The 18,045-nt window shown below is 70.4% G+C and carries 16 protein-coding genes and 1 riboswitch; of the genes, 3 read left to right on the forward strand and 13 right to left on the reverse strand.

Going from position 1 to position 18,045, the window contains the following annotated elements; genetic code table 11:
* Positions 1-34 precede the first annotated feature (34 nt).
* Positions 35-856, reverse strand: a complete 822-nt coding sequence (locus AB0O53_RS31910; protein WP_381898613.1) for a CPBP family intramembrane glutamic endopeptidase — start codon at positions 854-856, stop codon at positions 35-37.
* A 90-nt stretch (positions 857-946) separates the two neighbouring features.
* On the reverse strand, positions 947-2,479 hold the full coding sequence (locus AB0O53_RS31915) for a glutamate-cysteine ligase family protein (protein WP_350990652.1): 1,533 nt from the start codon (positions 2,477-2,479) through the stop codon (positions 947-949).
* A gap of 495 nt (positions 2,480-2,974) precedes the next feature.
* Between AB0O53_RS31915 and AB0O53_RS31920 the strand changes: the two genes are divergently transcribed.
* Both AB0O53_RS31920 and AB0O53_RS31925 read left to right on the forward strand, forming a co-directional pair.
* On the forward strand, positions 2,975-3,595 hold the full coding sequence (locus tag AB0O53_RS31920) for a hypothetical protein (RefSeq protein WP_350990650.1): 621 nt from the start codon (positions 2,975-2,977) through the stop codon (positions 3,593-3,595).
* A gap of 261 nt (positions 3,596-3,856) precedes the next feature.
* On the forward strand, positions 3,857-4,045 hold the full coding sequence (locus AB0O53_RS31925) for a DUF5999 family protein (protein ID WP_030009772.1): 189 nt from the start codon (positions 3,857-3,859) through the stop codon (positions 4,043-4,045).
* A 91-nt stretch (positions 4,046-4,136) separates the two neighbouring features.
* On the opposite strand, the gene gcvP is transcribed toward AB0O53_RS31925, so the two are convergent.
* On the reverse strand, positions 4,137-7,022 hold the full coding sequence (gene gcvP / locus AB0O53_RS31930) for an aminomethyl-transferring glycine dehydrogenase (RefSeq protein ID WP_365200254.1): 2,886 nt from the start codon (positions 7,020-7,022) through the stop codon (positions 4,137-4,139).
* Positions 7,023-7,217: 195 nt separating this feature from the next.
* Positions 7,218-7,316: riboswitch (glycine riboswitch) on the reverse strand.
* Positions 7,317-7,395: 79 nt separating this feature from the next.
* On the opposite strand from gcvP, the gene AB0O53_RS31935 reads away from it, so the two are divergent.
* A complete protein-coding gene (locus AB0O53_RS31935; protein WP_350990645.1) occupies positions 7,396-7,803 on the forward strand; it encodes a PRC-barrel domain-containing protein in 408 nt (135 codons plus the stop codon).
* Positions 7,804-7,824: 21 nt separating this feature from the next.
* On the opposite strand, the gene AB0O53_RS31940 is transcribed toward AB0O53_RS31935, so the two are convergent.
* The 10 genes from AB0O53_RS31940 to clsA form a co-directional block, all read right to left on the reverse strand.
* Positions 7,825-9,273, reverse strand: a complete 1,449-nt coding sequence (locus tag AB0O53_RS31940) for a DNA polymerase IV (RefSeq protein WP_365200257.1) — start codon at positions 9,271-9,273, stop codon at positions 7,825-7,827.
* Between the two features lie 53 nt (positions 9,274-9,326).
* A complete protein-coding gene (locus AB0O53_RS31945) occupies positions 9,327-9,965 on the reverse strand; it encodes a MerR family transcriptional regulator (RefSeq protein ID WP_350990641.1) in 639 nt (212 codons plus the stop codon).
* 181 nt (positions 9,966-10,146) lie between these two features.
* The gene (locus AB0O53_RS31950; RefSeq protein WP_007262890.1) at positions 10,147-10,620 is read right to left on the reverse strand and encodes a bifunctional nuclease family protein; all 474 of its coding nucleotides are present in this window, start codon (positions 10,618-10,620) and stop codon (positions 10,147-10,149) included.
* A 64-nt stretch (positions 10,621-10,684) separates the two neighbouring features.
* The gene (gene ftsR, locus AB0O53_RS31955; protein WP_365200260.1) at positions 10,685-11,455 is read right to left on the reverse strand and encodes a transcriptional regulator FtsR; all 771 of its coding nucleotides are present in this window, start codon (positions 11,453-11,455) and stop codon (positions 10,685-10,687) included.
* A 43-nt stretch (positions 11,456-11,498) separates the two neighbouring features.
* Positions 11,499-12,437 carry an FHA domain-containing protein gene (locus tag AB0O53_RS31960; RefSeq protein WP_350991415.1) on the reverse strand — a complete coding sequence of 313 codons (939 nt, stop codon included), beginning with the start codon at positions 12,435-12,437 and terminating at the stop codon, positions 11,499-11,501.
* 88 nt (positions 12,438-12,525) lie between these two features.
* Positions 12,526-13,335, reverse strand: coding sequence for a DUF881 domain-containing protein (locus AB0O53_RS31965; protein WP_350990637.1), 810 nt, complete (start codon positions 13,333-13,335; stop codon positions 12,526-12,528).
* Between the two features lie 5 nt (positions 13,336-13,340).
* The gene (locus AB0O53_RS31970; protein WP_007262894.1) at positions 13,341-13,673 is read right to left on the reverse strand and encodes a small basic family protein; all 333 of its coding nucleotides are present in this window, start codon (positions 13,671-13,673) and stop codon (positions 13,341-13,343) included.
* The gene (locus tag AB0O53_RS31975) at positions 13,670-14,578 is read right to left on the reverse strand and encodes a DUF881 domain-containing protein (protein ID WP_350991413.1); all 909 of its coding nucleotides are present in this window, start codon (positions 14,576-14,578) and stop codon (positions 13,670-13,672) included. Before AB0O53_RS31975 ends, AB0O53_RS31970 begins: the two co-directional genes overlap by 4 nt.
* A 110-nt stretch (positions 14,579-14,688) precedes the next feature.
* Positions 14,689-17,184: a sugar phosphate nucleotidyltransferase gene (locus AB0O53_RS31980; RefSeq protein ID WP_350990634.1), complete on the reverse strand. Its 2,496-nt coding sequence runs from the start codon at positions 17,182-17,184 to the stop codon at positions 14,689-14,691.
* A gap of 100 nt (positions 17,185-17,284) precedes the next feature.
* Positions 17,285-17,875, reverse strand: a complete 591-nt coding sequence (gene clsA, locus AB0O53_RS31985; RefSeq protein WP_031149849.1) for a cardiolipin synthase ClsA — start codon at positions 17,873-17,875, stop codon at positions 17,285-17,287.
* Between the last annotated feature and the right edge of the window lie 170 nt (positions 17,876-18,045).

Below are 18,045 nucleotides of genomic sequence, written 5' to 3' on the forward strand. Positions count from 1 at the left end.
CCGCTCTGCGGGGCCGATCGGGTGCGCCGCCGCGTCACGGCGTCGGCAGCCACCCCACCTTGCCCGCGAGCAGGGCGTACCCGCCGAAGGCCACGATGTCGAGCAGCGCGTGGGCCACCACGAGAGGTCCGACCCGTCCCCACCGGCGGTAGGCCAGCACGAAGACGACGCCCATCACCATGTTGCCGATGAAGCCGCCGATGCCCTGGTAGAGGTGGTAGGAGCCGCGCAGCACCGCACTGGCCGCCAGCGACGCCATCGGCGACCAGCCGAGCTGGTCGAGCCTGCGCAGCAGGTAGGCCAGGACGATGACCTCTTCCACCACGGAGTTCTGGATCGCGGAGAGGATCAGCACGGGGAACTTCCACCACACGTCGGGCAGGGCCTCCGGCACCACCGTGAGGTTGAACCCGGCGGCCCGCGACCCCAGGTAGAAGGCCAGCCCGGCACTCCCGATCCCCGCCGCGACGAGGACGCCCCGGCCCAGGTCCTGCAGGGGCCGGGTGAGGTCGAAGCCCAGCACCCGCAGACCGGGTGCGCCCTCACGGGTCAGCAGGTGCGCGACCAGCAGTACGGGGACCAGCGCGCTCGCGATGCCGAACAGCTGCCAGGCCAGGTCCAGCCACGGCCGGCCGGGGGCGTAGGAGCCGTTGAGCGTGGCGGCCTGGTCCTTCAGGCCCCCCGGCTTCGTCAGCGAACCGATGAAGCTGATCAGCGCCGAGAGCGCGCTCGCGCCCAGCGACAGGGCCAGGACGAGCAGGGTCTCGGTGCGCAGGAGGCCCCGCCGCCCGTCCTCGCCCAGTTCCACGAACACCGGCTCCGGCTCAGCCCGCACGCCCGACTCCCGTCCTGCCATCCCGTTGTGACCACCCATACTGCCTTCTCGGCCGGGCGGGTGGATCACCGAGGGAGGGTCGCAGGAGGGCGCCGGGCGCGGCGGGGCACCTCAGCGCACGACCGGCAGTGCCGCGCCCACCTCCTCCGTCAGCCCCACGGGCCAGGTGTGCACGGGGTCGCCCTTGTGCATCAGCTCGCTGTAGCGCCGGGTGGTCGCGGCCAGCGCCTCGTCCCGTTCCAGCCCCGCCGCGAGGGCCCGGTGGTAGGTGTCCACCTGCCACGTCGCACCGTTCACCCGCCGTCGGCAGCGCTCCTCGATGATGCCGAGGTAGTGGTCCCGGTCGGCGGGCTCGATGCCCCAGGCGTCCAGACCGGCCGCCGCCATCGGCAGCAGCTCGTCCAGGACCAGCCGTACCGCCGGCACGCTGACCAGGCCGCCGGCCCGGCCCCGGCGCGGCCACCGCAGCCGCGCGTCGATCCCGTACCGGCAGGCCGCGTCGAAGTTGGCCTCCGCCTCGGCGAAGGGCAGCCGGGTCCACACCGGACGCGGCTCGTCCGCCAGGGTGCGCACGAGACCGTAGTAGAACGCGGCGTTGGCGACGACGTCGGTGACGGTGGGGCCGGCCGGCAGCACCCGGTTCTCCACCCTCAGGTGCGGCACGCCGTCCGCCACCCCGTACACGGGCCGGTTCCAGCGGTAGACGGTGCCGTTGTGCAGGACCAGCTCCTGCAGGCTCGGCACCCCGCCCTCGGCCAGCACCCGCAGGGGCTCCTCCTCGTCGCATATGGGCAGCAGGGAGGGGAAGTAGCGGACGTTCTCGGCGAAGAGCTCGTACGCCGAGTCCACCCACCGCTCGCCGAACCAGGTGCGCGGCCGCACGCCCTGCGCCTGGAGCTCCGGCGGCCGGGTGTCGGTGGCCTGCGTGAACAGCGGCGGCCTCGACTCCCGCCACAGCTCTCGTCCGAACAGGAAGGGCGAGTTGGCGCCGACGGCTATCTGTGCCGCGGTCACCGCCTGCGCCGCGTTCCACACGGCCGAGAACCGGGCCGGAGTCACCTGGAGGTGCAGTTGTACGGAGGTGCAGGCGGCCTCGGGCACGATCGACCCGGAGGTCCAGATCAGCCGCTCGACGCCGTCGATGTCGAGCGTGAAGTCCTCCCCGCGCATCATCAGGATCTGCTCGTTCAGCAGGGAGTAGCGGTCCACCGCCGAGAGGTTCGCGGTGACCAGGTCCGTGCGGGAGATCGTCGGCAGGATGCCGATCATCACCACTCCGGCGTCGATCTCCGCGGCCTGGCGGTGGGCATATCCCAGCCCCGCGCTGAGTTCCTCGGCGAGCTGGTCGAATACCCGGCCGCCGAGCCGGTGCGGCAGAACGTTCACCTCCAGGTTGAACATTCCCAGTTCGGTCTGGAAATCGGGGCTGGCAATCCGCTCCAGCACCTGGGCATTCACCATGCGCGGCAAACCGTCGGTTCCCGCGAGATTCAGCTCGATCTCCAGCCCCATCATGTTCTTGGGGCGATCGAACCTCTTCTCCGCCAGAAGTCGCTCCAGTCCCTCCAGACACTCATGGAGTTTCCTTCGATACCGCTGCCGATCGGACAGGTCGAATCCGCCCGCCACGACCTTCTCCCCCATCGAAGCGTCCCTCCTCGAGTGGGCCTGGCCCGGGGCATCCAGGCGCGCGTTACGGTCGATGATGCCCCGGCATCGTGATCCATAACGCGGAGGGGGTGTGCGTGGCGAGGAGCGCGCGCCGGGTTGGCCGAAGGGCGCTTCGGCACATTCACCTGGCAAGTCGCTTCATGCAAATTCATCTTGACATTTGCCCGCTCCTGAAAACAGGTGCTTTCCAGCCGAGCCCCCTTCCGGTAACCTCCGAGGTCAGCGCGGCACGTTCGCGCGCATCCGGCATGAATGCCATGTCAGCGGGACCGGTAAGCGCCTTGTCGGCAATAGGCGGGACAGCTAGCCGAAACACTGCGTGAACACATGTCGTATAAACTCCGCAAACGAGGCAGAGAGTTGGCGCGCGGCCATTGCCCCTCGGCCCCCCTCTGGCCCCAGAATGCGACAGCGCCGTCCCGCACCTGCCCCCGTTCCACAGGTCTCCCAAGTGAGAGGCGACCCACCATGCCGCTGCACGTCCCCCCGGCTCCCGCACCCGCCCTGCGCAGCGTCCTCGCGGCACTCGGTTCCCCCACCGCCGTCCACGAGGCGCACACCCCGGCCCTGCGCGCCATCCAGGGGCCGCTGACCGCCGAACTCCCCCTGCCGGTCCACGTCCTGGACCGGCTGAACCTCTCGGACCTCGCGTCCGCCGGCCGGCCGCCCCGCACCCGGCTCGTCGGCTGGCGGTTCCTGATCCGCAGCGGGGACCGCCACGTCGCGGCGGCCGACACGCGACTGACGCCCGACGGCTGGACCTTCTCCCATTTCTTCGAGGGCCCCTACGTCGCCGCCACCGAGCGCGCCCTGCGCCAGGCCGAACTGCTCACCACCGGCTACCAGCCCCGGCTGCTCTCCGTACCGGAGCTCTACATGCTGACGCTGTGGCTGCACGGGGCCGTGGGCGCGGACGCCGCCGCCGGGCTGCCCGCCGGCGAGGACCTGCTGGTACCGCTGGCCCCGGCCCCGCCCGGGATCGCCGCCTACCGGCCGCATCCGGTCTCCGAACTCCTGCCCGTGCTGACGCACCGGCTCACGCCCGCGACGGCGCCGGTCCCGCCGTCCCTGGCCGCGCCCGCCGCCTGACCCGATTCGCCCATTCGGCCTAGTCCCCCCGGGCCACTCCCGAACCATCCGAAATGACAGGGGAGTTGGCCTGAACCGCCCGCACGAGTGATGCGTCATCAATCCATGAGGACAGCTGCCGGGAAATACCTGCGAAGCGGCTGTTGTGGGGGAACACTGATGGCAAGCGCCCCGCGGCTGCGGGGATGACCCAGGGGGACGGCCATGAATCAGGTATCGAGCCGTAGCACTCAGACCACACCGCAGCGAAAGAACGCATCCATGTGCCAGCACCAGCCAGCCTGCCCGTCTGCCGAATCCGCCGACCGGGAGGCCGCTCGCCCGGTGGCCAACCACCCGGAACAGGGCTGGAGCCTGCTGTGCAACGGCGTCCTGCTCTTCGAGGACACCGGTGAGCTGCTGCCGGACGGGCAGATCATCGCCCCGCACCGCCCGCTCGCGGCTGCGTAGACGACGTCGGACGACGAAGGGGCCGGCCCGGGAAGGTGTCCCGGGCCGGCCCCTTCGTCATGTCATGCGACGGACGTCAGAGGCGGGCGCCTCAGTTGTCGTACTCGTCCAGCGGCGGGCAGGAGCACACCAGGTTCCGGTCGCCGAACGCACCGTCGATGCGGCGCACCGGCGGCCAGTACTTCTCGGCGGGGACGACCCCGCCCGGGAAGACGGCCTCGTCCCGGGTGTACGGGTGGTTCCACTCGCCGCCCAGCGAAGCCGCCGTGTGCGGGGCGTTGGCCAGCGGGTTGTCGCCCGCAGGCCACTCGCCGCCCGCGACCCGCTCGATCTCGGCGCGGATGGCGATCATCGCGTCGCAGAAGCGGTCGATCTCGGCGAGGTCCTCGGACTCGGTCGGCTCGATCATGAGCGTTCCGGCGACCGGGAAGGACATGGTCGGCGCGTGGAAGCCGTAGTCGATCAGACGCTTGGCGATGTCGTCCACGCTGACGCCCGTGGCCTTCGACAGCGGGCGCAGGTCGATGATGCACTCGTGCGCGACCAGGTTGCCCGGGCCGGTGTAGAGCACCGGGTAGTGCGGCTCCAGGCGCTTGGCGATGTAGTTGGCGCCGAGCACCGCCACCTGGGTGGCGCGCTTGAGGCCCTCGCCGCCCATGAGGCGCACATACGACCAGGAGATCGGCAGGATGCCGGCGGAGCCCCACGGCGCGGCCGAGATCGGGCCGACGCCGGTCTCGGGGCCGGCCGTCGGCTGCAGCGGGTGGTTCGGCAGGTACGGGGCCAGGTGGGCCCGGACGCCGACCGGGCCGACGCCCGGGCCGCCGCCGCCGTGCGGGATGCAGAAGGTCTTGTGCAGGTTCAGGTGCGAGACGTCACCGCCGAAGTGACCGGGCTTGGCCAGGCCGACCAGGGCGTTGAGGTTGGCACCGTCGACATAGACCTGGCCGCCGGCCTCGTGCACCTGGGCGCAGATGTCGGCGACGTGCTCCTCGAACACACCGTGCGTGGAGGGGTAGGTGATCATCAGCACGGCGAGCTCGTCACGGTGCTGCTCGATCTTGGCGCGCAGGTCGTCCGCGTCCACCTCGCCGTCGTCGGCGGTCTTGACGACGACGACCTTCATGCCGGCCATCACGGCGCTGGCGGCGTTGGTGCCGTGCGCGGAGGACGGGATGAGGCAGATGGTGCGCTGCTCGTCGCCGTTCGCGCGGTGGTAGGCGCGCACGGCCAGCAGGCCGGCGAGCTCGCCCTGGGAGCCGGCGTTCGGCTGGATGGAGACCTTGTCGTAGCCGGTCACCTCACAGAGACGTTCCTCCAGCTCGGTGATGAGCGTGAGGTAGCCCTCGGCCTGCTCCACCGGGGCGAAGGGGTGCAGCTGGCCGAACTCGGGCCAGGTCACCGGCTCCATCTCGGTGGTCGCGTTGAGCTTCATGGTGCAGGAGCCCAGCGGGATCATGCCGCGGTCCAGCGCGTAGTCCTTGTCCGAGAGCTTGCGCAGGTAGCGCAGCATCGCGGTCTCGGAGCGGTGCTGGTGGAAGACCGGGTGGGTCAGGTAGGCGTCCGAGCGCAGCAGGCCCTCGGGCAGGGTGTCCGCCGCGGACTCGTCCAGCGCCTCGATGTCGGCGGTGACGCCGAAGGCGGCCCAGACGGCCTCGATGTCGGCGCGCAGGGTGGTCTCGTCGCAGCTGATCGAGACGAGGTCGGCGTCGACCCGGTGCAGGTTGACCCCGCCCTCGCGGGCGGCGGCGACGACCTCGGCCGCGCGGCCCGGGACGCGGACCGTGATCGTGTCGAAGTAGGAGCCGTGCACGGTCTCGACCCCGCCGGCGCTCAGACCTGCGGCGAGCAGCGTCGCGTAGCGGTGGGTGCGGCCGGCGATCGTCCGCAGGCCGTCCGGACCGTGGTAGACGGCGTACATGCCGGCCATGACGGCGAGCAGCACCTGCGCGGTGCAGATGTTGCTGGTGGCCTTCTCGCGGCGGATGTGCTGCTCGCGGGTCTGCAGGGCCAGGCGGTAGGCCTTGTTGCCGTCCGCGTCCACGGAGACGCCGACGAGGCGGCCCGGCAGCGAGCGGGCGTGCTTGTCCTGGACGGCCATGTAGCCGGCGTGCGGGCCGCCGAAGCCCATCGGGACGCCGAAGCGCTGGGTGGTGCCGACGGCGATGTCCGCGCCGAGGGCGCCCGGGGAGGTCAGCAGGGTCAGGGCGAGCAGGTCGGCCGAGACGGTGACGATCGCGCCGAGCTCGTGCGCCTGGTCGATGACCGGCTTGATGTCCCGGACGGCGCCGGAGGCACCCGGGTACTGGAGCAGGACGCCGTAGACGCCGCGCTCGGCGATCTCGGCGGGGATGCCCTCGGAGAGGTCGGCGACGACGACCTCGATGCCGATCGGCTCGGCGCGGGTCTCGATGACGGCGACGGTCTGCGGCAGGGCGTCGGCGTCGACGAGGAAGACGTTGCCCTTGACCTTGCCCACGCGGCGGGCCAGGGTCATGGCCTCGGCGGCCGCGGTGCCCTCGTCGAGCAGCGAGGCGCCCGAGGTCGGCAGGCCGGTGAGCTCGGCGACGACGGTCTGGAAGTTCAGGAGGGCCTCCAGGCGGCCCTGCGAGATCTCCGGCTGGTAGGGCGTGTACGCCGTGTACCAGGCCGGGTTCTCCATGACGTTGCGGAGGATCACCGGCGGGGTGAAGGTCCCGTAGTAGCCGAGGCCGATCATGGAGGTGAGGACCTGGTTGCGGTCGGCGAGCGAGCGCAGCTCGGCGAGCACCTCGGCCTCGGTCCGCGCCTCGGGCAGGTCGAGCGCGTCGGCGGTCTTGATCACATCCGGGACCGCGGCGGCGGTCAGTTCGTCCAGGGAGCCGTAGCCCACGTGGGCGAGCATCTTCGCCTGCGCCTCGGCATCCGGGCCGATGTGGCGCTGTTCGAAGGGGATGCCTCGCTCCAGCTGGGAGAGCGGAATGCGGTTGGCGGTCATGTACGGAGGCCTCCTGGTCATATGACCTGCGAGGGGCACCACGGCGCGGGCACCCGGACGGCCTCCCCCTCTGTCATCTGCACCTGAGAGTTTCACCGGAGTCACGGGGGTCTCCCGAGAGATCCGGCTTTCACCGTCGGTGAGGAGGGGGACCGGCACTGCGCGCCCGGTTCCCGCCCTGCTTTCCAGAGTGGCCTCGTCCGTGCGGTACGTATGCCTGAGAGATTCCGGGGAGGATTTGCTCCTTCGGCGCCTCCGTCTTGCTCACTCGGAGGACTCTCCCGCACAGGGTCGACAGCCGTCACCCAGACTACCAGCGGGGTTCAAGAGGCTCCCCGAGTGGCCTCCTCTGCGGAAATGCACTTCTGTAGTCATGACGGAGCAGTTGCGACAGTTGCGACCATTTGGAGGGACCGTGCAGACCGACATCGATCCGCGCAGCCTGATCGGCCGCAAGGCGTTCGACCGCAACGGTGCCAAGATCGGCACCGTCGACGAGGTCTACCTCGACGATGCCACGGGCGTCCCCGAATGGGCCGCCGTCCGCACCGGCCTGTTCAGCCGGGACGCCTTCGTCCCGCTGGAGCCGAGCGAGATGGTCGGCGAGACCCTGCGGGTGCCCTTCGAACGCTCCCTCATCAAGGACGCCCCGGACTTCGGCGTCGGCCGCCACCTCTCACCCGAACAGGAACTCCAGCTCTACCACCACTACGGCCTGGACACGACCCTGCCGTCGGACTTCCACCGCGACTTCGGGCGCCTGGCCGGCGACGAGGGCTGACCCCGGGCGCCGCCCCCGGTCCTAGGCCGTCTCCCCCACCAGCGGCAGCGGGTCGGACGGCTCCAGCTCGGGGTCGTCCACCCGGAAGGTCCGCACCCGGCCGGGCTCCGATCCGGGCTGCTCGAACCGCACGGTCACCCGTCCCACCCCGCTGCCCTGTACCCACCCCGGCCCGTACAGGACGTGCCGTACGTCGCTCCCGGCCGCCCAGCGGCGCTCGGGAGCCTCCTGCGCCTCCTGCGCCACCACGGGCGGCTCGGAACCCTCCCGGGCCCCCGCGACGCCGTCGGCGGCCTCCGGCCCCGCCTGCCCGGCCGTGGCGTCCGCACCGCCCTCCTCTTCCGCCGCCTCCGCCCCGGCCGCCCCGGCCGCCCCGGCCGCCTCGGCCGCCTCAGCGGCGAGCGACTGCGCGAAGAGGTCCTCCTGCGTGTAGTCCGCCAGTCCGGTCACGCCCACCCCCAGCAGCCGCACCCCGCCCGTGGTGTCCACCGCCTCCAGCAGCCGCGCGGCCGCCTCCCGCACCACCGCCGCGTCGTCCGTGGGCCCGCGCAGCGTCTCGGACCGCGTCAGCGTGGAGAAGTCGTAGCGCCGCACCTTGAGCACGATCGTGCGTCCCGAGTGCCCGGAGTCCCGCAACCGCCCCACGCACCGGTCCGCGAGCCGCTGCACCTCCCCCCTGATCCGCACCCGGTCGTGCAGGTCCACGTCGAAGGTGTCCTCGACCGACACCGACTTCGCGTCCCGCTCCGCGACCACCGGCCGGTCGTCCAGCCCCAGCGCCATCCGGTACAGGCCCGTGCCGTGCGCCCGCCCGACCATCCGGACCAGCTCGTCCTCGCCGGCCTCCACCAGCTCCCCCACCGTGGTGATCCCGGCGCGGCGCAGGTGCTCCCCGGTGGCCGGCCCCACTCCGGGCAGGGTCCGTACGGACATCGGCGCGAGCAGCTCGCGCTCGGTCCCCGGCTCGATCAGCAGCAGCCCGGCCGGCTTGGCCTCCTCGGAGGCCACCTTGGCCAGCATCTTCGATCCGGCGAGCCCCACGGACCCGCTGAGCCCGGTGGCGGCCCTGATGCCGGCGCGCAGCCGCTCGCCCGTCGCCCGGGCGGAGCCCGAGTCGAAGGCGACCCCGCCCGCCTCCAGGTCCACGAAGGCCTCGTCCAGGCTCAGCGGCTCCACCAGTGGCGACAGCTCCCGCAGCATGGCCATCACCACGTCGCTGACCTGCCGGTAGAGCGTGAACCGCGGGATCAGGTAGGCACCGTTCGGGCAGAGCCTCCTGGCCTGCGCCGTGGGCATCGCCGAATGCACCCCGAACCGCCTGGCCTCGTAGGAGGCGGTGGCGACGACCCCGCGCGGCCCGAGCCCGCCGACGATCACGGCCTTGCCGCGCAGGCTCGGCTTGGACGCCTGCTCGACGGAGGCGTAGAAGGCGTCCATGTCCAGGTGGAGGATGGTCGGGGCGGCTCTCACGGCACCGATGCTGCCCTACGCCACTGACATTGCGGCGGCTCGGCCGGCCCGGGTCAGACGGCGCGGTTGCGGCGGGCGGCCAGCTCGTCGGTCGGGTTGTGACCGACGAGGGTCTCCCCGGTGTCCACGCGTTCCCCGTGCAGCTGCGACAGCGCGCTCCGCACGTCGCGCCACACCACGCCCACGGCGATGCCGAAGACGCCCTGCCCGCCCTGGAGGAGGCTGACGACCTGGTCCGGAGAGGTGCACTCGTACACGGTGGCGCCGTCGCTCATCAGCGTCATCCGCTCGAGGTCCGCGAGGTCGCGGTCGTGCAGGTGCTGCACGGCGGTGCGGATGTTCTGCAGTGCCACGCCGGTGTCCAGGAAACGCTTGACGATCTTGAGGACGACGACGTCGCGGAAGCTGTAGAGGCGCTGCGTCCCCGAGCCGTACGCGGCCCGCACGCTGGGCTCCACCAGCCCGGTGCGCGCCCAGTAGTCGAGCTGCCGGTAGGTGATGCCGGCCGCGGCGCACGCCGTCGGCCCGCGGTAGCCGACCTGGCCGGGCGCCGGGTCGCCGTCCACCGGTCCGACCGGCGTCGACTCCGGCTGACGGCGCGCGGCTCCGACCGCACCACCGTGCAGCGGGTACGGCCCAGCGTCACTCCGTACGGGGGTGCCCCCGGTCGTACCGTCGCCCGTGATCCTCACGTCGACCCTCCGTCCTTGACCTGCCCACCTCGAAGGTAGGCAGTCACCAGGGGTGCGTCAACGATCGCCACACTCGGCACGCCGAGTGATAATCACCCTGAGAGTGGTTTCCCGTATCCGATTGCGGGGAAAGGCTACTCGAATGGGCTGGAGCCACACCGTGGACGACGCGGTCGGCGACTCACTGCGGGCCGGTACCGAAGTCCTCGGGTGAGATCTGGTCGAGGAACTCGCGGAACTTCTCCACCTCGTCCTCCTGCTCGTCCGGGATGGCGATGCCGGCATCGTCGAGGACGCCGTCACTGCCGTAGATCGGCGTCCCCGTCCGCAGGGCGAGCGCTATGGCGTCGGAAGGCCGCGCGCTCACCTCGACCCCGCTGGCGAAGACGAGCTCCGCGTAGAAGACGCCCTCCCGCAGATCCGTGATCCGGACCTCGGTGAGCTCCTCACCGACCGCCTCCAGCACGTCCTTGAAGAGGTCGTGCGTCAGCGGCCGGGCAGGGGCCATCCCCTGCTGGGCGAAGGCAATGGCCGTCGCCTCCCCCGGACCGATCCAGATGGGGAGGTACCGATCGCCTCCCACTTCACGCAGGAGCACGATCGGTTGGTTGGAGGGCATTTCCACCCGGACACCCACAACGTCGAGCTCGTTCACACAGCAACCCTAGGACCTGCTCGGCAGGTTTGGGTAGTCGGGGCTCCACCTGGACCGATGACGGTCAGCGCAACCGGACGCCGAGAGCGGTCTGCACCAAGGCTTCGTGCAGCCGTACGGAGAGCCCGGCGAGCTCCTTCATCGTGGCCTCCGCATGGGCCCTGGTCTGCGGGTTGCGGTGCCGGCGCAGCGGTGCCACCACCTGTTCGACCAGACCCGCCTCCCGGTCGGCGGCCGCCTTCATGGCGCGCAGGTGCCGCGGCTCCAGGCCGAAACGCCCCAGGTCGGCCACGAGCCGGGCCACGGTGACCGCGTCGGCGTCGAAGCCGCCGCCCGGCGCCTCGGCAAGCAGCCCGTACGACTCCCACTCGACGAGCTGGTCCTCGTCCACGCCGACGGCCTCGAGCAGCTCCGGCCGCCCCACGCGGACCGCGGGGGGCCGCTCCTGCACCGCCTCGCCGTAGACGGCGGCGGCCGGACCCGGGTCGGACGGGTCGGCGCCGTCTCCGTGCGCCGCGGGCGCCGGGATGCGGATCTGCTCGCCGCGTGCGAGCGCGTCGAGCTGCTCGCGGATGACCTTCAGCGGCAGGTAGTGATCACGCTGCAGGCGCAGGATGCGGGCGAGGCGCTCCACGTCCTCCGTACTGAACTTGCGGTACCCGGAAGGTGTGCGCCGGGGCTCGACCAGCCCCTCCGCCTCCAGAAAACGGATCTTCGAGATCGTGACTTCGGGGAACTCGTCACGCAGCGTGGTGAGCACCGTTCCGATGCTCACCAGCCGCCCGGCCGAGCCGGCGGTGCCGTTTCCGGCGCCGCCTGTCGGATTGCGCAGCATGGGACCTTCCCTCGGGTGCCCCCGGACCGGGTCCGGGGGAGGGTCAGACGCCCCGCAGGCTCGCGTAGAAGACCAACCGGTACTTGCCGATCTGCACCTCGTCGCCGTTGTGGAGGGCGACGGAGTCGATCGGTTCACGGTTGACGTACGTGCCGTTGAGGCTGCCCACGTCGGCCACGGTGAAGCCGCCGTCCTGGACCCTGCGGAATTCGACATGGCGCCGGGAGACGGTGACGTCGTCCAGGAAGATGTCGCTCTGCGGGTGCCGGCCGGCCGTGGTCAGTTCGCCGTCGAGCAGGAAGCGGCTGCCGGAGTTGGGTCCGCGCCGCACGATGAGCAGGGCGGAACCGGGCGGAAGCGCCTCCACCGCGGCCTGGGCCTCGGGGGACAGCGAGGACGACACGTGCGTCTGTCCCGTCACCTCGGCCTCGTAGGCCTCCAGGCCCGAGATCGAGATGGTGGACGTGGTCTCCGAGGCGCGCTCCGGCGTCAGACCCGCCCGCAGCGGCGCTCCGCAGTTGGAGCAGAACCGGCTGGCCGCATCGCTACGGTGTCCGCACCTGCTGCAAACCTGCTCGGCCGACATGGACGGCTCCTCGCGCCGCGGCTGCCCCGCGGAGGCGTTGGTGGCATACGGGTCGGGGGCAAACCCTCCACCCGCACTTGAGGTTGATGGTTCACCGAAACCTATGCGGCCGGTACCAGCAGGGTCAACAGACGACGCGCCGGGACCACCCGGAACCTCGCCCCCGCCGGCGACCTCGTCGCGGAACAGCGGCCGGTCGCCCTGCCCTTCCGGACCCCCGGCGCGATGCCTCGCCGCGCCGCTCTCCTCGCGGTTCTTCTTGCCGAACAACTTCTCAAACAACTTCACGGGCGATTCCCCTTGACTGAAACAGACCCGCCCGTGGGGCAGGACGAACTCCGAATGCAGACACCTGCCGACCCGGACATTCTCACAACGTCCGTAACCACCAGACAGTTTCCACCACGCACCGCAACTTCGGTGCGTCGACCCCCCGCAGGCATCAGCCCGCGTGAGCCGCTCCACTCTCCACTCCGCTTCATCTTCACCCCGATGACGACCGAGCGTAGTCAGGCTGCTTCGCAGCCCGCAAGGCATCCACAACGATCTTCGCCGACCGTGTGACGGCCACCGTGGCCTGCTCCTTCTCCAGCGTCTGGACGACACCGCCCGGGATGTTGAGCGCGGGCTCCAGATCCTGGGGCTTGCCGATCACCTTGAACTCATAGGGTTGTGTGATCTTCTTGCCGTCGATGCCGACCCCACCGTTCTCGTCCGAGAAGTACGAGCCCGCCACGATGCGCACCCCGTTGATCTGGATCGCCTCGGCCCCGGCGGCCCGCAGCTCCTGGAGGGTGTCCAGCAGCTGGTCGGACTGCACCTGACCGGTGGGGTCAGAGATCTTGAGCGTGATGCCCGGTCCCTGTGCTGCCACCGTACCGGCCAGGATCCCCAGTTGACGCTCCTTCTCCACGGTCTGCTTGCGGGCCTCCTCGGCCTGGTTGGAGCTGCTCTCCAGCTCCCGGCGCTGGTCCTCCAACCGCTGCTTCTCGTCCTCCAGCCGCTTGGTCCGTCCGTCGAGCTCGTCGAGGATCCGTACGAGGTCCTCCTGACGGGCCCCGCGCAGCGCACTGGAGTCGCTGTTCGAGCGGACCTGGATGGCCAGCCCCAGGCCGAGGACGAACAGCAGCAGCGCGACGATCAGTTGGGCCCGGCTGATCCTCGGCGGCCACAGACCCGCCGCCAGCCGCTGCCGCCCGGTCTCCTCGGCAACCGGCTCAGCCTGTGTCTTTCCCTCTTCAAGAGGCTGTTCCGGGACGTTCGGTTCCTCGGGCGGGGTGTCGTTCGCGCTCATGGCCATCACGCCCGGAAGACGTGCCGGCGGATGGCCGCGGCGTTGGAGAAGATGCGGATGCCGAGGACGACGACCACGCCGGTGGACAGCTGCGAGCCGACGCCCAGCTTGTCGCCGAGGAAGACGATCAGCGCGGCCACGACGACGTTCGACAGGAACGACACCACGAAGACCTTGTCGACGAAGATGCCGTCCAGCATGGCGCGCAGGCCCCCGAAGACCGCGTCCAGCGCCGCCACCACGGCGATGGGCAGATAAGGCTCCACCACGGCCGGTACCTCGGGCCGGACCAGAAGTCCGACCACCACTCCGGCCAAGAGGCCCAGTACCGCGATCACGATGCACCCTTCTGCTGCTCTGCTGCTGTGGCTGTACGTACGATCAGGCTCGAAGCGGCCGGAAGCCGCAGCTCGTCGGCCGCGGACAGGGTGTAGCGGATCCCGTAGCTCTCCTGCAGCACGTGCAGGTACTGGCCGTCCGCCGAGTCCTGGAAGGCCGGGCCGAGCTTCTTCTTGTCCCCCACCGCCAGCACTTCGTACGGCGGCACCAGCGGCCGGTTGTCGACCAGTATCGCGTCGCCCGCGGCCCTGATCGCCGACAGCTCCGTCAGCCGCTGCCCGTTGATGGAGATCGCCTCCGCGCCGGACTGCCACAGCCCGTTGACGATCTTCTGCATGTCGCGGTCGCGGAGCCGGCCGGTGTCGGAGAAGCCGCTGCTCTCGCGCGGTTTCCCGCCGTCGCCCGTGGAGGAGCCCTTGGCGTCGTCCACCACCAGCTTGATCCCGGGCCCGCGGACCTCGGTGGCGCCGGCCAGCTGGGAGACGAGCTCTCCCTGGCTCCCGCCGGGCTGCTTGAGTGCCGCGCGCTGACGTGCGGCGACATCGGTCCTCAGCCGGTCGATGTTCTGTTCCAGGGCGTCGGCGCGCTCGTCGGCCCGCTGCACGCGGTCGATGAGCTCCTGGCGCTCCTTGGCGAGCACCGGAGCGTCCACCCGGGCCTCGGCCGCGCCGAGCGTGACGACCATCGCGGCGATCACGAGTCCGGCGGCGAGCCCCAGCTTGGCCTTGAGCGTGCGGGGCAGCCCGGCCGTGCCCTCCGCCCGCCGCCTGGCCGTCGCCTCCGCGTAGCCCTCGTCGAGGCTGTGGTCCATCACGTGCGTCAGCAGCGACATGGAGGCGTCCGGCCGCGGTGGCACAGAAGACGCCGGAGTCCGGTTGTGGGGCGGCTGCGACATGCCGCACATCGTCGCATGTCGGCGCCGCACACACCCAATGCGTCCATCCGGTGGGCCGGGGCCGGGCGCACCGCCCCGGCCCACCGGACTTCCGCCCTATGTCACGAACCGCCCGGCACTCAGTGCCCGGCTCCGTCCACCACGCCCGCCCACTCCTCCAGCAGTGCCTGCGCGGAGGTGTCGTCGGGGCCTTCGGCCCACAGGTGAGTGACGGCTTCCGCCGGGTCCGGCAGGACCAGCGCCCAGCGTCCGTCGGCCTCGACCACCCGAACCCCGTCGGTGGTGTCCACCTGCCGGTCTCCGGCGGCTTCCACGACCCGCCGCATTACGAGCCCCTTCACCGCCCACGGGGTCGGCACGTCCCGCTTGAGGACGTGCGCGCGCGGGATCCGGGCGTCGATCTGGCTCAGCGTGAGCTGGGTGCGCGCGACCAGGCCGAGCAGCTGCACGAACGCCGCCGATCCGTCGAAGACGCTGCTGAACTCCGGAACGATGAAGCCGCCCCGGCCGTCTCCGCCGAAGATCGTGTTCTCGGCCCGTCCGACCCGGGTCAGGTCGTCGGGCGACGTCGTCGTCCACTCCACCTGTGTGCCGTGGTACGCCGCCACCTGCTCGGCGACGCGCGTCGTGGTCACCGGGAGCGCGACCTTGCCGCTGCGCTTCTCCGCGGCCACCAGGTCGAGCATGACGAGCAGCGCCCGGTCGTCCTCGATGATCCGCCCGCGCTCGTCGACGAGGGAGATGCGCTCGCCCACCGGGTCGAACCGCACGCCGAAGGCCGCCCGCGCCGAGGCGACGATCTCGCCCAGCCGCACCAGGCCGGCCCGCCGGGACTCGGCGGTCTCCGTCGGCCTGGACTCGTCGAGCCCGGGGTTGATCGTCAGGGCGTCCACCCCGAGCCGGCCCAGCAGGCTCGGCATGACGAGTCCGGCGCTGCCGTTGGTGGCGTCGACGACGACCTTGAGCCCGGCGTCGCCGATGCCCGTGGTGTCCACCCGCCGCAGGAGCGAGCCGGTGTACGCGTCGAAGACGCTGCCCGGGAACTGCAGGTCGCCGATCTCGCCGGGGAAGGCGCGCCGGTACTCCTGGCGCGCGTACACGCGGTCCAGCTTGCGCTGCTGCTGGAGGGAGAGGTCCGCCCCGCGTTCGTCGAGGAACATGATGTCGACTGAGTCCGGCACTCCGGGCGAGGTCCGCAGGACGATCCCGCCGGCGCTTCCTCTCGCGGTCTGCTGCCGCGCCACGGGCAGCGGTACGTTCTCCAGGTCGCGTACGTTGATCGCGCTGGCCTGGAGCGCCGAGATCACGGCCCGCTTGAGGGCTCGGGCGCCGCGGGAGTGGTCGCGGGCCGTGGTGACGATCGCACCCTTCTTCAGGGTGGTGGCGTAGGCGCCGGCGAGCCTGACCACGAGCTCGGGGGTGATCTCGACGTTCAGGATGCCGGAGACCCCGCGCGCGCCGAAGAGGTGGGCCTGTCCGCGGGACTCCCAGATCACGGACGTGTTGACGAAGGCACCGGCCTCGATTGTCTTGAAGGGGTAGACGCGCACGTTCCCCTGAACGATCGATTCCTCACCGACGAGGCACTCGTCGCCGATGACGGCTCCGTCCTCGATCCGGGCGGCGCGCATGATGTCGGTGTTCTTGCCGATCACGCAGCCGCGGAGGTTGCTGTGGGGGCCGATGTACACGTTGTCGTGGACGACGGCCCGGTGCAGGAAGGCTCCGCTCTTGACGACGACGTTCGACCCGATGACCGTGTGCTCGCGGATCTCCACGCCGGCTTCGACCTTGGCGTAGTCCCCGATGTAGAGGGGTCCGCGCAGCACGGCGTCCGGGCTGACCTCGGCTCCTTCGGCGACCCACACGCCGGGCGAGATCTCGAAGCCGTCCATCTCGACCTCGACCTTGCCCTCCAGGACGTCGGCCTGCGCCTTGACGTAGCTCTCGTGCGTGCCCACGTCTTCCCAGTAGCCCTCGGCGACATAGCCGTAGATCGGCCGGCCTTCCTTCATCAGCTGGGGGAAGACGTCACTGGACCAGTCGACCGAGACGTCGGCGTCGACGTAGTCGAAGACCTCGGGCTCCATGACGTAGATGCCGGTGTTGACGGTGTCCGAGAACACCTGGCCCCAGGTCGGCTTCTCCAGGAAGCGCTCGACCTTTCCTTCCTCGTCCACGATCGTGATGCCGAATTCCAGCGGGTTCGGCACCCGGGTCAGGCACACCGTGACGAGTGCGCCCTTCTCCTTGTGGAAGCGGATCAGGTCGGTGAGGTCGAAGTCGGTCAGCGCATCGCCGGAAATGACGACGAAGGCGTCATCCTTCAAGGCCTCCTCGGCATTCTTCACGCTGCCGGCGGTCCCGAGTGGCTTTTCCTCGTTGGCATAGGTGAGCTCCATCCCGAGCTCTTCGCCGTCCCCGAAGTAGTTCTTGACGAGCGACGCCAGGAACTGAACGGTAACCACGGTCTCGCTGAGCCCGTGCCGCTTGAGCAGCCTGAGCACGTGCTCCATGATCGGACGGTTCGCCACCGGCAGGAGCGGCTTGGGCATGCTCGAGGTCATGGGACGAAGGCGTGTGCCCTCGCCACCGGCCATCACGACGGCCTTCATGTCGGAAGAGTCCTCCTTGAGAGATGACAGTCGTGCCGACTCTCACCCACCTCGTTCGGTGACTTCGCGACTCCTCCGCGTCATCCGGCGTCGGGCGGGCTCAATCGGCCGTGGCGTCAGCCTTCACCAGGCGGCGGACTTGAACCACGTAAAGGATTCCTGCCCACCAATAGAGGGTTGTACCCCATCCCGCGAACGCCCATCCGAAAACTGAGGCCAACCAGGCCAACCAGCCGCTTCCGTCACTGAGCAGGAGCAACGGGAAGGCGTACATCAGGTTGAAGGTCGCGGCCTTGCCGAGGAAGTTGACCTGCGGCGGCGGATATCCGTGGCGGCGCAGGATCCACACCATGACCAGCAACATCAGCTCACGTGCGAGGAGGGCGCCGGTGAGCCACAACGGCAGGATCTCGCGATAGGTGAGACCGAACAGCGTCGACAGGATGTAGAGGCGGTCCGCGGCGGGATCCAGCAGCCGGCCGAGCTTGCTGATCTGATTCCAGCGCCGGGCGAGCTTCCCGTCGAGGTAGTCGCTGACCCCGCTGAGCATGAGGACGGCAAGGGCCCACCCGTCGTACTCCGCGAGGATCAGCCACAGGAACAGGGGCACGCCGGCCAGGCGAGCCATGCTCAGGATGTTGGGAATGGTGAAAATTCGGTCAGTCTGAACCCGAGTCTCCTGGACCTCCACCCGGGGGCCTCCACTGTGACGGTAGAAATGGTCGTTCGATGCCCCCTGACCCTACAGGAGACCCCGCTGCTGTCCTGAACGCAGAAAAGCCCCGCACCATGACGGTGCGGGGCTTTCCCACAATGATTGTTCGGCGGCGTCCTACTCTCCCACAGGGTCCCCCCTGCAGT

Source organism: Streptomyces erythrochromogenes, assembly GCF_040684695.1.
GTDB classification, from domain to species: domain Bacteria; phylum Actinomycetota; class Actinomycetes; order Streptomycetales; family Streptomycetaceae; genus Streptomyces; species Streptomyces erythrochromogenes_C.